The following is a 14,666-nucleotide window of genomic DNA, read 5'->3' as shown; positions in this document are numbered from 1 at the left end:
CGCTCAGCCCCCACTGACCGGAGGCAGGATCGCCACTCGGCCATCGTCGGGCAGCGCCTCGTGGTCGCGCAGCACGCGTTGCTGGTCGGCGAACGCCGAATAATCCAGCAGGCCGGCGCGAAACGCTGGCCAGCGCACCGGCAGCAGTTCACGCAGTGCCTGGCGCAGATCGGCCACGGTGCCACCGCTCACGTCCACTGCAATCTCGCGCCGGGCGTCCAGATCGGAAAACGCACCGAACAACTGTACTGTCACCTGTTTCATCACGACTCCTGGCCTACCAGCCGCACCGGTTCGTGGTGGCCCCAGCCCTGCACACGCACGTAAGTGCCGGCGCGGGCCAGGTCACCGTCAGCCTCCAGCACCACCCAGGCATTGGCCTGCAGCATGGACATCAAGCGGAACGATTCCTGCCCGGACAACACGCGCGCACTCAGCCGCCCCTGTGCATCCACCTCCACCCGCGCCCGCGCGTGGAAGCGCAGGCCCGGCGGCTTGCGCACGTCGGCCTGCAACGGCAGCTGCAACACCGGTTCCGGGGCCAGCCCCAACAGGCGGCGCAGCACCGGCTCGACGAAGAAGCGTTGGCCCACGGCCGCCGATACCGGGTTGCCCGGCAGGCCGAAGTACAGGGCGCCATTGGACAGCACCGCAAACAGCAGCGGCTTGCCCGGACGGATCGCCACCTTGTGGAACACGATGCGTGCACCGCGCCCACGCAGCGCATCGGGAATGAAGTCGTAGCGACCCGCCGAAACCGCGCCGGTACTGATAAGCAGCTGCGCGCCAGCGCCCAGCGCCTCATCCAGCACCGTATTGAAGGCGTCCGGGTCGTCGCCCACCGTGCCCTGCCAGACCACCGCAGCACCGGCCGCCTGCAGACGACCGACCAGGTAGGGCCGGTTGCTGTCACGAATCTGGCCCGACTCCAGCGCCTGCGCCGCTTCGGTCACCAGCTCCTTGCCGGTGGCGATCACCGCCGCCTTCGGCCGCGCCACCACTGCCACCTCGCCCACGCCGAGCGCGTGCAGCAGGGTGCGGGCATTGATATCCAGCGTCTGCCCCGCCTGCAGCACGCGATCACCTGCACTCACATCCTGGCCGCGCAGGCGCACGTTCTGGCCCGGCTTCACCGTTGAGGTCAGTGCGATGCGGGTCGGTCGGCCCGCTTCGCTGGCAAGGATCTGCACATTCTCGACCGGCACCACCGTATCCAACCCAGACGGCATGCGTGCACCGGTCATGATTTCCCAGGCACCCTCGCCGCCTTCGGCGCCAGCATCACCGGCGGCCTGCCAGCCCTGCACCGCAAATTCGGTACCCGATTCGAACACGCGGCCTTCGGCGCGCAGCGCGAAACCATCCATTGCCGAGTTGTCGAACGGCGGCAGCGACTGCGCACTATGAATGTCACTGGCCAGGATGCGGCCCGCCGCCTCATGCAACGGCAGGTGCTCGGCCGGCAGCGGCGTGGCCGCGTCCAGCAGATGCTGCAACGCTTCACTGTAGGCAATCATGCCGCGTTCCCATCGGCGTGGCCACCGCCATCGACCATCGCCAGTGCGTGACCGAGCACCGGCGCCAGGATGTCCAGGCACTGTGCCGCCGCCTTCGGGCTGCCCGGCAGCGCGAACACCAGCATGCCGCCCAGCTGCACCACCTCGGCACGGCTCAGCCAGGCCATCGGCGTGTGCTGCGCACTCAGCGCGCGCACCATCTGCGCCAGGCCATGCACCGGCCGCGCGTTCAACGAACGCAGCGCCTCCGGGGTCAGGTCACGTGGGCCCAGGCCAGTGCCGCCGGTGCATAGGCACAGGCGCACGCCCTCGCCCGCCAGCGCCTGCAATCGGCTGGCCAACGGCTCGATGCCATCGGGCAGCACTTCGGTCGCCACCACTTCTCCGCCCATCTTCTGCAGGCCGGTCACCAGCGTCGGGCCGGATACATCTTCATAGGTGCCATCGCTGGCGCGGTCGCTCAGGGTGATCACCGCGCACCTGGCGCGCTCAAGGCCCTTCGGCGCGCGCGGCTTGAAACGCGCGCGCTCGGCCTCGTCCATGCCCTCGGGGTGCAGCCAGACGCCGCGTTTGCCACCCTCCTTGAACAGCAGGCGGATGCCTTCGATGCGCAGCGCCGGTTCCACCGGCTTGCTAAGGTCATACAGCGTCAGCAGCGCCGCGTTGACCCCGGCCAGCGCTTCCATCTCCACGCCGGTGCGCGCCTCGCTGGCGCACTCGCACCACACGCGGATCGCCTGCCGCTCCGGCACCGGCGCGCAGAACACCTGCACCAGTTCCAGCGGCAACGGGTGGCACAGTGGCATCAGCATCGAGGCCATCTTGGCGCCCTGCAGGCCGGCAATCTCGGCCATCACCAGCGCATCGCCCTTGGGCAAGCGGCGCTCGACAATCAGCGGGTACGCCACCGGCCCGGCATGCAGTTCGCCCACCGCCACCGCGCGGCGGCGGGTGATGCGCTTGTTGCGCACATCGGCCATGTGAAACGCCGCATTCCATTCCCTACTCATCGTGTTGCTCATCCTCCGATGGAGGCCAGATGCGGGGTCAACCCGGTCTGGCCCTGATGCAGGCCATGCCCGGCCGCTTTCAGGCCAAGCTGGGTGGTGATGCGCGCCAGCAGCGCGTCATGGTCATCGTCGTTCTGCAGCAGCGGCCGCAGCGGCACGCCGAACTCGCCGAACAGGCACAGCCGCAGGTCGCCCTTGGCGGTCACCCGCAGGCGGTTGCAGCCCTTGCAGAAGTCACGCGAATACGGCGCGATGATGCCAATGCGGCCGCGATGGCCCGGATGGCCGAACTCGCGCGCCGGACCGGCGTCGGCCGCGCGCGGTCGTTCGTGCCAGCCGGCCGCCAGCAGCTGCTCGATCACCACGTCGGCGCGCAGGTGATGGCGCTGGAAATAGGCTTCGTTGTCGCCGGTGCGCATCAGTTCGATGAAGCGCACGCTGAAGGGGCGCTCGCGCAGGTAGTCCATCCACTGCGGCAACTCGTCATCATTCAGGCCACGCAGCAGCACCGCATTGAGCTTGATCGACGGCAGGCCCAGTGCCTGCGCCAGCGCCAGGCCCTGCTCGATTTCCGGCAACCGGTCATGCCCGGTGATGGCTGTGAAGCGCTCGCGCTGCAGGCTGTCCATGCTCACGTTCAGCGCGGTCAGCCCGGCGCGATGCCAGCCCGGCAGGCGCCGCGGCAGCAGTGTGCCATTGGTGGTGATGGCCACCTTGGCGATGCCCGGCACCGCCGCCACGGTAGCAATGATCTCGTCCAGATCCTTGCGCAGGCTCGGCTCGCCGCCGGTCAGGCGGATCTTGCTCATGCCCAGCGCGGCAAAGGCCCGCACCAGGCGCGCGATTTCATCCACCTGCAGAAAGCGCGGGCGGCCGTCGGGCTGGTAACCATCGGGCAGGCAGTAGCTGCAACGGAAGTTGCAGGCTTCGGTGAGCGACAAGCGCAGGTACGGAAAGCTGCGTCCGAAGCTGTCGGTGAGTTGGCTCATGGCTGTTCCACCTCCTGGCACCACCCTGCAGCCTGCCCCCTGAACGGGTTGTCGACCCCAGTGCCCAGAGTGCGCTGGGGCGGTGAAAGCGTCAACCCGGGGAGTACCCGGGCCTGAATTGGGGGAACTTGTCGCGTTAGGCTCGGTTGCGCCGCCGCATTGACCCCCACAACCCATGACCCATTTCGCAGATTGCCCGGTGCCGCTGGATCGCCGCGCCAGCCAGCACTGCCGGCACTCAACAGCGTGGGAGACGGAGCCTTGCCATGAACGAACCCGACTTTCCCCATCTGCATGCCTACCGCGGCCCGGCCAACGCTGACGCATCCCCAGCGCCAGGAGCGCCCGTCGATACCCATACCTTCATTGCCCATCTGAACCGCATCAACAGCGGCGCCACGGCGGATGGCCGACCGTGGCCGGAACGCTACCTGCTGCCCGGACGCCGCTTGCCCTGGCCGACGGCGATGGTGCGCTTGCCGGGCTGCGGGTGGTGCACGAAGTCCTGCTGGCCGCCAAGCGCACCCGGCAGAACGGCGAGCCCGACCAGTACGTGGGCGATCGGGTGATGGAAGGACTGAAACAGGCGGCCCTCGCACTGGGTGCGCAGGCGGTGGTGCGGTTGCAGGTGGATGCGTGACCGTAGCGCGACGGCCTGCCTGGTGGGGCGGCAAAATCCGCTCCGCCTCGTCCTCCGCGGTGCCTGCTTCTTGCGCTGTGCATATCAGCGCGATGGCTACTTGTTGACGTGAACAGCCATGCTTAATATCCACGCCTATCGGCACAGGAAGTACCTGCCCTCAAGGAAGAAGCATGGCCCGTTCGTTGAAGATTCTCCTGATCGCCATACTGCTTGTGGGCGCGGCGGTATTCGTCTGGAACTACACCACACTGCAACAGCAGGCCCATGACGTACGCACGACGGATTCACGCAATGCGGGGATCAAGGTATTCACGCACTATGGCTACTTCGTCAACCCGAACGTGCTCGTGTTCGACCTCCGTGCACTGTCCGGCGACAACAGCCCGGTGGATGTGACCCGGACACTGCTGCAGTTTGCCGAACGTCAGAAGCATCGCAGGTTCGACCGGGTCATCCTGGCGTACAAGGGAACCGCAAAGTTCGAGCTGAAGGGCGACTACTTCCATACCCTGGGCAACGACTACGAGCACCAGAATCCGGTTTATACGCTGCGCACGCTGCCGGAGAACGTGTACCAACTGGACGGCACGCCGGCTTTCGGCACCTGGACCGGTGGGCTGCTGGGCGTGGTCGGCAAACAGATGGAAGATCTGAATGCGATGCACAGACAGTGGTATCTGGCGGAGTACGCGACCGGTGGCTGATACCAAGCTCATTTTCCCACTGCTCCTTCTGGTCGCCTGCCTGCCCGCCCACGCCGCGCAGAACGCGCCTGCCGACGTCAAGGCCATCGAACAGGTAGTCGAGTCCTTCCGTACCTCGCTGATCAACAAGGACAAGCCGACCTACATGGGCCTGTTCTTCTCGGACAACCCGGAAGACATCGGCTGGCAGTTCGTGTCCGAGGACGTGCGCCTGCAGGACATCCGCAAGGCCAAGCCCGATGCGATCAAGGCGCGGAAGATCCCCGCCAACAATTTCATCGCGCTGATCGACGGCGCCGTAGCGTCGCCGAAGCCGAGGGAGGAAAAATTCTTCAATACAAAGATCGAAACCGATGGCGACGTGGCTTCGGTGTCCTTCGACTACAGCTTCCATGACGACGGCGAGAAGACCAACTGGGGCAAGGAGCTGTGGCAGCTGATCCGCACCGAACAGGGCTGGAAGATCTTCTCGGTGGTGTACTCGATGCGCGATTCGCGCAGCCCGGCCGATTGAGCAGGGTTTGATTCGGGCGCACTCACCCGCGATCCGTTCAGCAAGGGCATTGGCATTCGGCGAGCGATCGGGCAGAGTTCGGCCACGCGCAAGGACGCATGCCATGACCCGCCTGCTGATCATCGAAGACAACCCCGAGCTGGTTGCCAATCTGTATGCCTTCTTTGAACCCCTGGGCTACGTACTGGACGACGCCCGCGACGGCGCCAGTGGACTACGCCGGGCCACGCAGCACGACTACGACGCCATCCTGCTGGACCTGATGCTGCCACGTCTGGACGGCATGACGCTGTGCCAGAAGCTGCGCCAGGAGTTCCAGAACCCGGTACCGATCCTGATGTTGACCGCGCGCGATCCGGTCGAAGACCGGGTTCAGGGCCTTGCGTTGGGTGCGGACGACTACCTGGTCAAACCGTTCTCGCTGACGGAACTGGATGCACGGATCAAGGCCCTGGTGCGACGGGCACAGGGTCGCCAGGTCCAGAGCGTGCTGGCGTGGAGGGACCTGCAGGTGGACACGCGCTCGCCACAGGCCTGGCGGCAAGGCCACTGTATTGCGCTGACGCCCACATCGCACAAGCTGCTGATGTGCCTGGTGCGTGCGGCGCCTGCCGTGGTGCGCAAGCAGGAGATGGAATACCTGGTCTGGGGCGACGAGCCACCGGACAGCGGCGCGCTGCGAACACACATCCATGAGCTGCGCCTGCAGGTGGACCGCAGCTTCGACACCGCGCTGATCACCACGGTGCACAGCGTCGGCTGGCGCATGCAGGCGTGAGCCCTGCCTCTCTCTACCGCCGCCTGAGCCTGCGTACCCGGATCACGATCTCGTTCGTGCTGTTGATGGCCGGTGCCATGGGTTTTATCGTTCTGGCCGAACAGGTGGACTACGACCAGGTGCGGGCTGCTGTCGTTGCGCGGACCCAGCACGGCGAAGTGCAAAGGCTGCAGGCCGCGCTGGCTCGTGGCCAACGCCCCGCTCTGGCACCGGGGACCCAGCTGTTCGATGCCCATGACGTGCCTGTCGTGCTGCGCCAATACAGCCCGGGCTATCACGGCGAAGAGGCGCCCAACGAGTGGCACCTGCGCGTGTTCGATAGTGACGGCCAACGCTACTACCTGCTGCAGGACGCGGCACCCTATGGCTATCTGGAACACCTGATCAATGCCTTTGCGGCACTGGTCATTTCGATCTGCGTGCTCGGCGCCTTCCTGATCGGTCGCAAGGTGGCGACGCACGTCATCGCGCCCATCACACGATTGGCAGACGCGGTGCAGAACGGCCAGAAGCCTTTTCCCTACCAGGATGCGCGCGATGAGATCGGTGTACTCGCCCGTGCCTTCGCCCGACACAGTGACGAACTCGAACGGTTCCTGCATCGCGAACAGTGCTTCAGCGGTGATGCCAGCCACGAACTGCGCACACCTCTGGCGATCATCGGCGGCGCTGCGGAGACATTGGCCTGCCAGCTTCCGGCCGACAGCCACCTGGTTCCCAGTGCAGAGCGCATCCTGCGCACCACCCAGGAGATGCAGCGCCAGCTGACCTGCCTGCTGCTGCTCTCACGCGCCCCCAGCACCGTGCCACGCAATGAGGTGGCCCTGCGTCCGCTGGTCGAATCCTGCATGGAGCGCTGCCAGCCCTGGCTTTCCGGCAAGCCAGTGATCATTGCGTTTGATGCCCAGCATGACGCCGTGCTGGACACCAACGCGGATCTGGCGCAAAGCGTGATCTGGAACCTGCTGCGCAATGCCTGCCAGTACACCGATCGGGGCGAAGTGCGGATCACCCTTTACGACTCTGCACTCATCATCGCCGACACCGGACCAGGCCTGCCCTCCAGTATCGACCCAGAGCAGTTCGAGCGTTTTCTGCCCGGCAGCCGGCACAATGGCGAGGGACTCGGTCTGTCGATCGTCCAGCGCATCGTCGGGCACCAGGGCTGGAGGATGACGGTGCATTCCTCGCAGCAGGGCTGCCGGTTCAGCCTGGAGTGGCCCATCTGACGGTTTCCTGACGCGCGCGTGCACATGCTGGGGATTGCTCACTTCACGGCGGAAACGTCATGCAGCACCCCAAGGACAGCGGCAAGTACCCGCACGGCAAGACCGGCCTGAGCCGCATCTTCCACACCCTCATCCATTCGCGCGATGGTTTCATCGCCACCTTCCGCGGCGAGGCCGCCTTTCGCCAGCTACTGCTTCTGCACACGCTGTTGATCATCGCAGCGTTCGTGCTGGACATCAGCAAGGTCGAACGGGCGCTGGTGCTGGCGGTCTGCTTCATCAGCCTGCTGGTGGAACTGCTCAACTCGGCGATCGAAGCGGTGGTTGATCGCATCTCTCTGGAACAGCATCCACTGTCCAAGAACGCCAAGGACATGGGCAGCGCCGCGCAGACCACCGCACTGTTGATGGTGGGCGCGGTGTGGGGCGTGATCCTGCAGGGCTAGTCCTCCCATCCTGACAACTTCCTGATAAAGCCGTTTCGATACTGCGCGCACTCTCGTTCCCCGGAACCTGCTCGTGCGTCATTGCATCCGTTCTCAACGGCCCCATCCGATCGTTCTGGTCTGGGCCGCCGCACTGTTCTTCACCACGATTGGAAACATCGCCCTCTGGAAGACACTATGGGGTCTGATCGACCTCAACAGCCTGCGCAGCGTGCTGTTCCTGGCCAGCCTGCCGGTGGTGCTTTTCTGCCTGTTCAACCTGATGCTGTCGCCACTGCTGGCGCTGCCGTTCCTGCGCAGGCCGCTACTGGTGCTGCTCGTTGTCATCAGCGCCGCCTGCAGCTACTTCATGCTCCACTACAACGTTCTGATCGATCGCAGCATGGTGCAGAACGTGTTCGAGACCAACCAGGCCGAACTGAACGCCTACTTCTCGCTGCCACTGCTGTTGACCCTGCTGGCGCTGGGCGTACTGCCCGCTGCCGGGCTGGCCCTGATGCCCACCGCCAGCGGAGCAGGTTCGATACGTTCGCTGCTGGTGTGGCCGGCCAGCGTTCTGGCGTCATTGCTGGTACTGCTGGCAATCGGCTTCGCGTTCTACAAGGACTACTCCTCGCTGCTGCGCAACAATCGCTATCTCCGGGACCAGATACTGCCATTGAACGTCGTGCGCCATACCCACGGCTATCTGAAAGGTCTGTACAGCACCCGCCAGCAACCCTTGCGCCCGATCGGCAAGGACGCACGGCGCGTACTTGGCCCGCGTCCGAAGCTGGTGGTCATTGTCGTCGGCGAGACCGCGCGCTCACAGAACTTCCAGCTCAACGGCTACCCCCGCGCGACCAATCCCCGGCTCTCGCGCAAGGAAGGTGTCATCAGCTTCAGTGATGTTTCCTCATGCGGGACCGCAACGGCGATCTCGGTGCCGTGCATGTTCTCGCAGATGACCCGCGGCCAGTACGACGATGTACGTGCAGCGACCGAGGAGAACGTGCTCGACATCCTGCAGCGTACCGGCATCAGCGTGCTCTGGCGCAACAACAACAATGGCGGCTGCAAAGGCGTGTGCGAACGCGTGCCGACCGAGGACATGCCCGCGCAGCAGGTAGCCGGCCAGTGTGTCAATGCAGACGGTACCTGCTACGACGAGGTGCTGCTGCATCGGCTCGGTACACGCATTGACGCCATGAACGGTGACGCTCTGGTCGTGCTGCACCAGCTGGGCAGCCACGGCCCGACCTACTTCGAACGCTACCCGGCACAGTCGCGGGCATTCAGTCCGACCTGCGACAGCAACCAGATCCAGCATTGCAGCAACGAGGCGCTGGTCAACACCTATGACAACACCCTGGTCCATACCGACCGCATGCTTGGCAAGACCATCGACCTGCTGCAGGGCTATTCGGACCAGCGTGATGTCGCCATGATCTATGTGTCAGACCATGGCGAGTCGCTGGGCGAACGCGGCATGTACCTGCACGGCACGCCGTACTTCATCGCACCGCGCGAGCAGACCCAGGTGCCGATGGTGATGTGGTTCTCACCGGAATTCAGCCGCAACGCGGGCCTGGATCTGGCCTGCCTGCGCGAGAATGCCCTGCACCGAGCGCACAGCCACGACAATGTTTTCCACTCGCTGTTGGGTCTATTCAGCGTCAGCAGCGCGGTGTACCAGCGCGATCTGGATGTCTTTGCCGGTTGCCGGGCGGCGGCCACGCCACCGGTGGCCCCCTCGCCTGCGAAAAAACGGCACCGGCTGATGCCGGTCGCCGCCCGGAACGTGGCGCGTTACTGCGCGGCCAGGGCGAAATCCAGGCCCGCACACACCGCCGCCACCTGGGCGTCGTTGCATTCCTGCGGGCTGGTACGCGGGCTGTCCGGGTAGACCTCGGTGGTGGTGGCAAAGCGCGCGTCGGTGAAGCCGGCGCAGGCGCCGATCGAACGCGACTCGCCCCATACCACGCCCGGCGACTGCAACGGCAGGCCGACCAGGTTGCCCTCGGCATCGGCCGGGGCGATGTGGGTGACCGGCGCGACCGCCGCGATCAGCGCCTTCTGGAACTCGGCCTGCGGATCTTCGCTGTTGCCGATCACGTAGAAGCCATCGGGAATGGTGTCGCGCTCGAACGGCTTGCCGTCGCGGGCACAGCGTGCCGGGTCGAACTCGTGCAGGTCGCTGTCGGTGGTCTCGTGCAGGTCCAGGTGCACCAGCAGGTTCGGCTTGCGCTCGGCCACCCAGCGCATCAGCGCGGCGGCCTCTTCGATCAGGCCACCGTCACGGAAGCTGCGGTTCGGATCGATCGCATCCGGGTTCCAGCGCTGGATGCGCTCGTAGCCCCAGGGGCTGACGCACGGCGCCACGATCAGGTTGAGCCGGCCCAGGTAGCGCTCGGCCTGCTGTTCCAGGAACTGCAGGGCGCCATGCACGCCGCTGGTCTCGTAGCCATGCACGCCGCCGGTAATCAGCACGGCCGGCAGGGCCGGGTTCCAGTCGTGGTTGACCACGGCAAACAGCGGGTAGTGGTCCGGGGCATAGTCCAGCTGGCCATACTGGATCACGTCGAAGACGCTGTCGTCCAGGCGCTCAAGGGCCGCCACCACGTCGTCGTGGTAGCTGCGCTGGCGCTGCTGGCGGGCCCGCCACTGTGCGCGTTCCGCATCGCCCCAGGGCTGTCCGGGGGTGCCGATCGGATAGAACTGCGCAACAGTCATGGGGTACTCCAAGGGTCGAACGGGTGGGTGCAGCCGGTCATTCTAAGCCTTGTCGCGCCTGCGGGTCCTGCCTTGCCGACGCCCCTTCATCCAGCCGGGGTCATCTGGTTGTAAAATCAACGGTTTTTGGCCCCTCACCCCTTGATGGCGAACGCAGCGCAGCCGGTCCTGGGTGGACCGGAGTTCCTCCGCCTGCTCGCCCGTCTCAGCGACGGCGCGATGCCGGCCAGCAGTCCCGCCCTGACCGATCGCCTCGGCCAGTGGGTGGACTGGAGCCGCGCCGTGGCCCTGTCCGGGGCCCTCGGCGGACGCCTGCCCGAGCCCGGCGAGGCCACCGAGGCGGTCGAGGATGTGCTGGCCGACTGCGCCCAGGCCCAGGCCAGCCTGCGCGCCTCAATCAGCGAGGATGCCGAGGCCGAGCGCCTGCTTGACCTGGCCGAGGCCGCCGCCGCGCCCAACTTCGCTTCGCTGCGGCAGCGCTACCGGGTGCTGCAGCAGGCCATCCAGACCGCCACCGGGCGCCTGCGCGGGCGCCTGCGCGACCAGCTGGTACAGGCGTCGCCGGAACAGGCCCGGCTGGCCGAAGTCGACGCGGTGATGGAGCAGACCCTCACCCCGCGCGAACACAGCCTGCTGGCCACCGCGCCGGCCGTGCTCGGCGCCCGTTTCGAGCGCGTGCACGGCCAGCCCGGCTGGCGCGCGGCCTTCCGCCACGACATGCGCACGCTGCTGCTCGCCGAGCTGCAACTGCGCTTCCACCCGATCGAAGGGCTGCAAGACGCCCTGCGCTCCCACTGACCGGAACACCATGTCCAGAACTGCTTTCCATGTCGTTGTCTTCCTTGTCGGCCTGCTGGCCGTGTGCTGGATCGGCATTGGCTATGTGTCGGTGCATCCCCTGGGTGCGGCGGTGGCGGCGATCATCGCGGCCTGCTACATCGCCGGTGGCGTGGAGCTGTACCGCTATCGCCAGTCCAGCAACGGCCTGCGCAGTGCACTGAGTGATCTTTCCGCTGCGCGGGAAAGCCTGTCCCCCTGGCTGGAGCGCGTGCCGGTGGGCCTGCGCAACGCCGTGCGCCTGCGCGTGGAGGGCGAGCGCACCGCCCTGCCCGCACCGGTTCTGACCCCGTACCTGGTCGGTCTGCTGGTGCTGCTGGGCATGCTCGGCACCTTGCTGGGCATGATGGATACCCTGCGCGGCACCGGCCTGGCGCTGCAGAGCGCGACCGACATGGCCGCCATCCGTGGCTCGCTGGCCTCGCCGGTACAGGGCCTGGCAGTGGCATTCGGTACCTCGATTGCCGGTGTTGCCAGCTCGGCCATGCTCGGCCTGCTGGCCGCCCTGTTGCGCCGCGACCGCCTGCAGGCCGTGCAGCAGCTGGACCGCGCCATTGCCGGCGACCTGCATCCGTACTCGCAGGCTTGGCAGCGCGCCGAATCGCTGCGCCTGCTGCAGGCGCAGTCCGCTGCGTTGCCGGCGCTGGTGGACCGCCTGCAGGCGCTGACCCAAACCTTTGAACAGCACAGCACGGCCGCCAACGAGCGCCTGCTGGCCGGCCAGGCCGAGTTCCTGACCCATAGCCAGGCGCTGCAGGAACGCCTCGCGCTGTCGTTGCAGCAGTCGCTGCGCGAAGGCGCCGAAGCCAGCGCCGCCGCCATCGGTGGGGCGCTGCAGCCGATGGCCGAAACCACGCTGGCCGGCCTGGCTCACCATGGCGAAGCGCTGCACGCCCGTGTCGAGCAGGCCGTGCAGGCACAGCTGGCCGGGCTGGCCGATGGCTTCGAGCGCAGCCGCGTGGCCACCGAAGCCAGCTGGGCCAAGGTCTTGGGCGAACAGACCCAGGCGCAGCAGACGCTGGTCAGCGATCTGCGGCAGCACCTGCAGGGCTTCAGCGAGGGCCAACGCACGCAGGCCGACGCACTGGTCGCGCGCCTCGGCGAGCGCCTGCAGGCCGATGCCAGCGGCAACGCCGAGGCCTGGCGCAGCGCCGCCGAGCAGCAGCAGGCGCTGAACAGCGCGCTGGTCGAACGCCAGCAACAGGCCCTGCTGGCCGCCAGCGAGCAGCTGGACGAGCGTGCGCAGGCGCTGCTGCAGGCACTGGACGAACGCCATGCCGCCAGCCAGTCGCTGCTGCAGGACCACGAGCAGCAGCGCTCGCAGGACTGGCAGGCCGCGCAGGCCGCCGCCGCGACCGCACATGCCGAGCTGCAGGCCAGCCTGGACCGCCGTGAACAACAGCGCCAGGCGCGCTGGGACGCGGTCAGCGCCGAACTGCAGCAGGCGCACGCCACGCTGCATTCGCAGTTGCAGGCCGGCGATGAGCAGCGCCTGCAACACTGGAGCGACGCATTGCAGGCCATTTCCCGCGATCTGGCCACACAGCAGCAGCAGGTCTGCGACACCCTGGCAGCGACCGCGCAGCAGATCGGCGACAACGGCCGCGCGCAGGCCAACGCCACCCTCGCCGAAGTCTCCACCCTGCTGCAGACCGCCGCCGACGCGCCGAAGGCCGCCGCCGACGTCATCAATGAACTGCGCAGCACGCTGTCGGAAAGCCTGGTGCGCGACAACGCGATGCTGGAAGAACGCGGCCGCCTGCTGGCTACCGTGCAGACCCTGCTTGATGCGATCAACCACGCCTCGCACGAACAGCGCACCGCGGTGGACGCGCTGGTCGGCGGTTCGGCCGAGCTGCTGGAACGCGTCGGCAACCGCTTCACCGACCATATCGCCGCCGAGACCGGCAAGCTTGATGCCATCGCCGCAGCACTCAGCGGCAGTGCCGGCGACGTGGGCCAGCTGGCTGGCGCCTTCGGTGAAGCGGTTGCGCAGTTCGGCAGCGCCTCCACCGAGCTTTCCAGCCGCCTTGAACTGATCGGCGGTGCGCTGGACGCCTCGCTGGCGCGCAGCGACGAACAGCTGGCCTACTACGTGGCACAGGCACGCGAGGTGGTCGACCTGAGCCTGCTGTCGCAGAAGCAGGTGATGGAAGAGTTGCAACAGCTGGCCACGCGCCGCGGCAAGGCCGGCAGCGCATGAGCGACGAGCTGGAGGTCGATGGCGGCTCGCACGCCCCGATCTGGGCCGCCTTCGGCGACCTGATGTCGGTGCTGCTGGGCGCATTCGTGCTGATCCTGGTCGGCGTGGTGGCCGTGCAGCTGGAACTGTCGCAGCGGCTGGACCAGGAAGTGAAGCAGCGCCAGGCCGAAGCCAAGCGCCTGCAGACCCTGGAACAGGCACTGGCCGGCCCGCTCGCCGCCGGCCGTGTGACCCTGGTTGATGGCCGCATCGGCATCAGCGGCAGCGTGCTGTTCGCATTGAACTCGGATCAGCTGCAGCCGGAAGGCCAGGAACTGCTGCGCAGCCTGGCCGCTCCGCTGGCCGCTTACCTGGGCAGCCGCGAGGAGATCCTGATGGTCAGCGGCTTCACCGATGACGCACCGGTGCGCGAAGGCAATCGCCGCTTCGCTGACAACTGGGAGCTCTCCGCGCAGCGCTCGCTGACCGTGACCCGCACCCTGATTGCCGACGGCGTACCCGCCGACGCCGTGTTTGCCGCCGCGTTCGGCAGCGAGCAGCCGGTCAGTTCCAACGCCAGCGAGGACGGCCGCGCGCGCAATCGCCGCGTCGAGATCGCGCCGATTCCCAAGCCCAAGACCCCGGATGGCAAGTAAGCCGCCCGCACGCGAGGGCCTGCGCGCCCTGGTTCGCGATCTCGACGCGGGATCGCGCGCCTTGGCGCATTACCCGCAGGTGCCGATGCTGGCGCAGGCACAGCGCGAATGGTCCGAGCTGCGCAGCGAACTGCAGGTACGTCGCTCGCTGCGCGCCGAAGCCCCGGCCGACGGCGGCCCGCTGAACTCGGCGGTGCTGGTGCAGCGCATGCTGGACACGATGCAGTCGACCAGCCCCGGTTACCTGCGGCATTTCATCGATTACGTCGACACCCTGTCGTGGTTGCAGGCGCTGCAGGACGGCGCCGCCAGCGGCGCTGATACCGGCAAGCCCAAGCGCACGCGCAAGCCGCGCAACACGGGTTGATCGCGCGTTGACGCCGACCTCGTTCGGCGCCCCTGGACCTGTTCCGCGCGCCTGGTAGCCGCCAACCTTGGTCGGCGCTCCA

15 protein-coding genes and 1 pseudogene are annotated in these 14,666 nt (G+C 66.9%); 11 read left to right on the top strand and 5 right to left on the bottom strand.

The features are described 5' to 3' along the window. Nucleotides 1-3: 3 nt before the first annotated feature. Genes LZ605_RS03580 through moaA form a run of 4 tightly spaced genes read right to left on the bottom strand, consistent with a single transcriptional unit; the run spans nt 4 to nt 3,516 of the window. Nucleotides 4-264: a MoaD/ThiS family protein gene (locus LZ605_RS03580; RefSeq protein ID WP_249843826.1), complete on the bottom strand. Its 261-nt coding sequence runs from the start codon at nt 262-264 to the stop codon at nt 4-6. Beyond that, the gene (locus LZ605_RS03575) at nt 264-1,517 is read right to left on the bottom strand and encodes a molybdopterin molybdotransferase MoeA (RefSeq protein ID WP_249843825.1); all 1,254 of its coding nucleotides are present in this window, start codon (nt 1,515-1,517) and stop codon (nt 264-266) included. Before LZ605_RS03575 ends, LZ605_RS03580 begins: the two co-directional genes overlap by 1 nt. Continuing rightward, the gene (gene moaCB / locus LZ605_RS03570; protein WP_249843824.1) at nt 1,514-2,527 is read right to left on the bottom strand and encodes a bifunctional molybdenum cofactor biosynthesis protein MoaC/MoaB; all 1,014 of its coding nucleotides are present in this window, start codon (nt 2,525-2,527) and stop codon (nt 1,514-1,516) included. Before moaCB ends, LZ605_RS03575 begins: the two co-directional genes overlap by 4 nt. 8 nt (nt 2,528-2,535) lie before the next feature. Continuing rightward, nucleotides 2,536-3,516, bottom strand: coding sequence for a GTP 3',8-cyclase MoaA (gene moaA / locus LZ605_RS03565; RefSeq protein ID WP_249843823.1), 981 nt, complete (start codon nt 3,514-3,516; stop codon nt 2,536-2,538). Between the two features lie 266 nt (nt 3,517-3,782). Between moaA and LZ605_RS03560 the strand changes: the two are divergent. From LZ605_RS03560 to LZ605_RS03530, 7 genes and pseudogenes are all read left to right on the top strand, one after another. Continuing rightward, nucleotides 3,783-4,156 (top strand): annotated as a pseudogene (locus tag LZ605_RS03560) (hypothetical protein). A 173-nt stretch (nt 4,157-4,329) separates the two neighbouring features. Further along, nucleotides 4,330-4,863 (top strand): hypothetical protein, encoded by a 534-nt coding sequence (locus LZ605_RS03555; RefSeq protein ID WP_249843822.1) that lies wholly within the window; start codon nt 4,330-4,332, stop codon nt 4,861-4,863. Beyond that, entirely contained in the window at nt 4,856-5,377 is a 522-nt protein-coding gene (locus LZ605_RS03550; protein ID WP_249843821.1) for a nuclear transport factor 2 family protein, read from the top strand. Before LZ605_RS03555 ends, LZ605_RS03550 begins: the two co-directional genes overlap by 8 nt. A gap of 103 nt (nt 5,378-5,480) precedes the next feature. Further along, complete coding sequence (locus LZ605_RS03545) at nt 5,481-6,155, top strand: response regulator transcription factor (protein ID WP_249843820.1); 675 nt, start codon at nt 5,481-5,483, stop codon at nt 6,153-6,155. Then, complete coding sequence (locus tag LZ605_RS03540; protein WP_249843819.1) at nt 6,152-7,384, top strand: sensor histidine kinase; 1,233 nt, start codon at nt 6,152-6,154, stop codon at nt 7,382-7,384. Before LZ605_RS03545 ends, LZ605_RS03540 begins: the two co-directional genes overlap by 4 nt. A gap of 59 nt (nt 7,385-7,443) precedes the next feature. Then, on the top strand, nt 7,444-7,830 hold the full coding sequence (locus tag LZ605_RS03535) for a diacylglycerol kinase (RefSeq protein WP_249843818.1): 387 nt from the start codon (nt 7,444-7,446) through the stop codon (nt 7,828-7,830). 73 nt (nt 7,831-7,903) lie between these two features. After that, entirely contained in the window at nt 7,904-9,715 is a 1,812-nt protein-coding gene (locus LZ605_RS03530; protein ID WP_249843817.1) for a phosphoethanolamine transferase, read from the top strand. Here the strand turns inward: LZ605_RS03530 and LZ605_RS03525 are convergent. Continuing rightward, nucleotides 9,619-10,542, bottom strand: a complete 924-nt coding sequence (locus tag LZ605_RS03525) for a M14 family metallopeptidase (protein ID WP_249843816.1) — start codon at nt 10,540-10,542, stop codon at nt 9,619-9,621. The two genes, LZ605_RS03530 and LZ605_RS03525, sit on opposite strands and share 97 nt — an antisense overlap. 144 nt (nt 10,543-10,686) lie before the next feature. On the opposite strand from LZ605_RS03525, the gene LZ605_RS03520 reads away from it, so the two are divergent. Genes LZ605_RS03520 through LZ605_RS03505 form a run of 4 tightly spaced genes read left to right on the top strand, consistent with a single transcriptional unit; the run spans nt 10,687 to nt 14,584 of the window. Beyond that, entirely contained in the window at nt 10,687-11,340 is a 654-nt protein-coding gene (locus LZ605_RS03520; RefSeq protein ID WP_249843815.1) for a DUF3348 family protein, read from the top strand. Between the two features lie 10 nt (nt 11,341-11,350). Beyond that, nucleotides 11,351-13,582, top strand: coding sequence for a DUF802 domain-containing protein (locus tag LZ605_RS03515; RefSeq protein ID WP_249843814.1), 2,232 nt, complete (start codon nt 11,351-11,353; stop codon nt 13,580-13,582). Further along, nucleotides 13,579-14,217: an OmpA family protein gene (locus tag LZ605_RS03510; RefSeq protein WP_249843813.1), complete on the top strand. Its 639-nt coding sequence runs from the start codon at nt 13,579-13,581 to the stop codon at nt 14,215-14,217. Before LZ605_RS03515 ends, LZ605_RS03510 begins: the two co-directional genes overlap by 4 nt. Beyond that, nucleotides 14,162-14,584 carry a DUF2894 domain-containing protein gene (locus LZ605_RS03505; protein WP_409461446.1) on the top strand — a complete coding sequence of 141 codons (423 nt, stop codon included), beginning with the start codon at nt 14,162-14,164 and terminating at the stop codon, nt 14,582-14,584. The genes LZ605_RS03510 and LZ605_RS03505 overlap by 56 nt, the downstream gene beginning before the upstream one ends. Nucleotides 14,585-14,666: the final 82 nt, after the last annotated feature.

It is taken from the genome of Stenotrophomonas maltophilia (assembly GCF_023518235.1).
GTDB lineage: Bacteria > Pseudomonadota > Gammaproteobacteria > Xanthomonadales > Xanthomonadaceae > Stenotrophomonas.
Note: the sequence above shows the minus strand (reverse complement) of the source record. Positions and strands in the feature narration are given on the sequence as shown.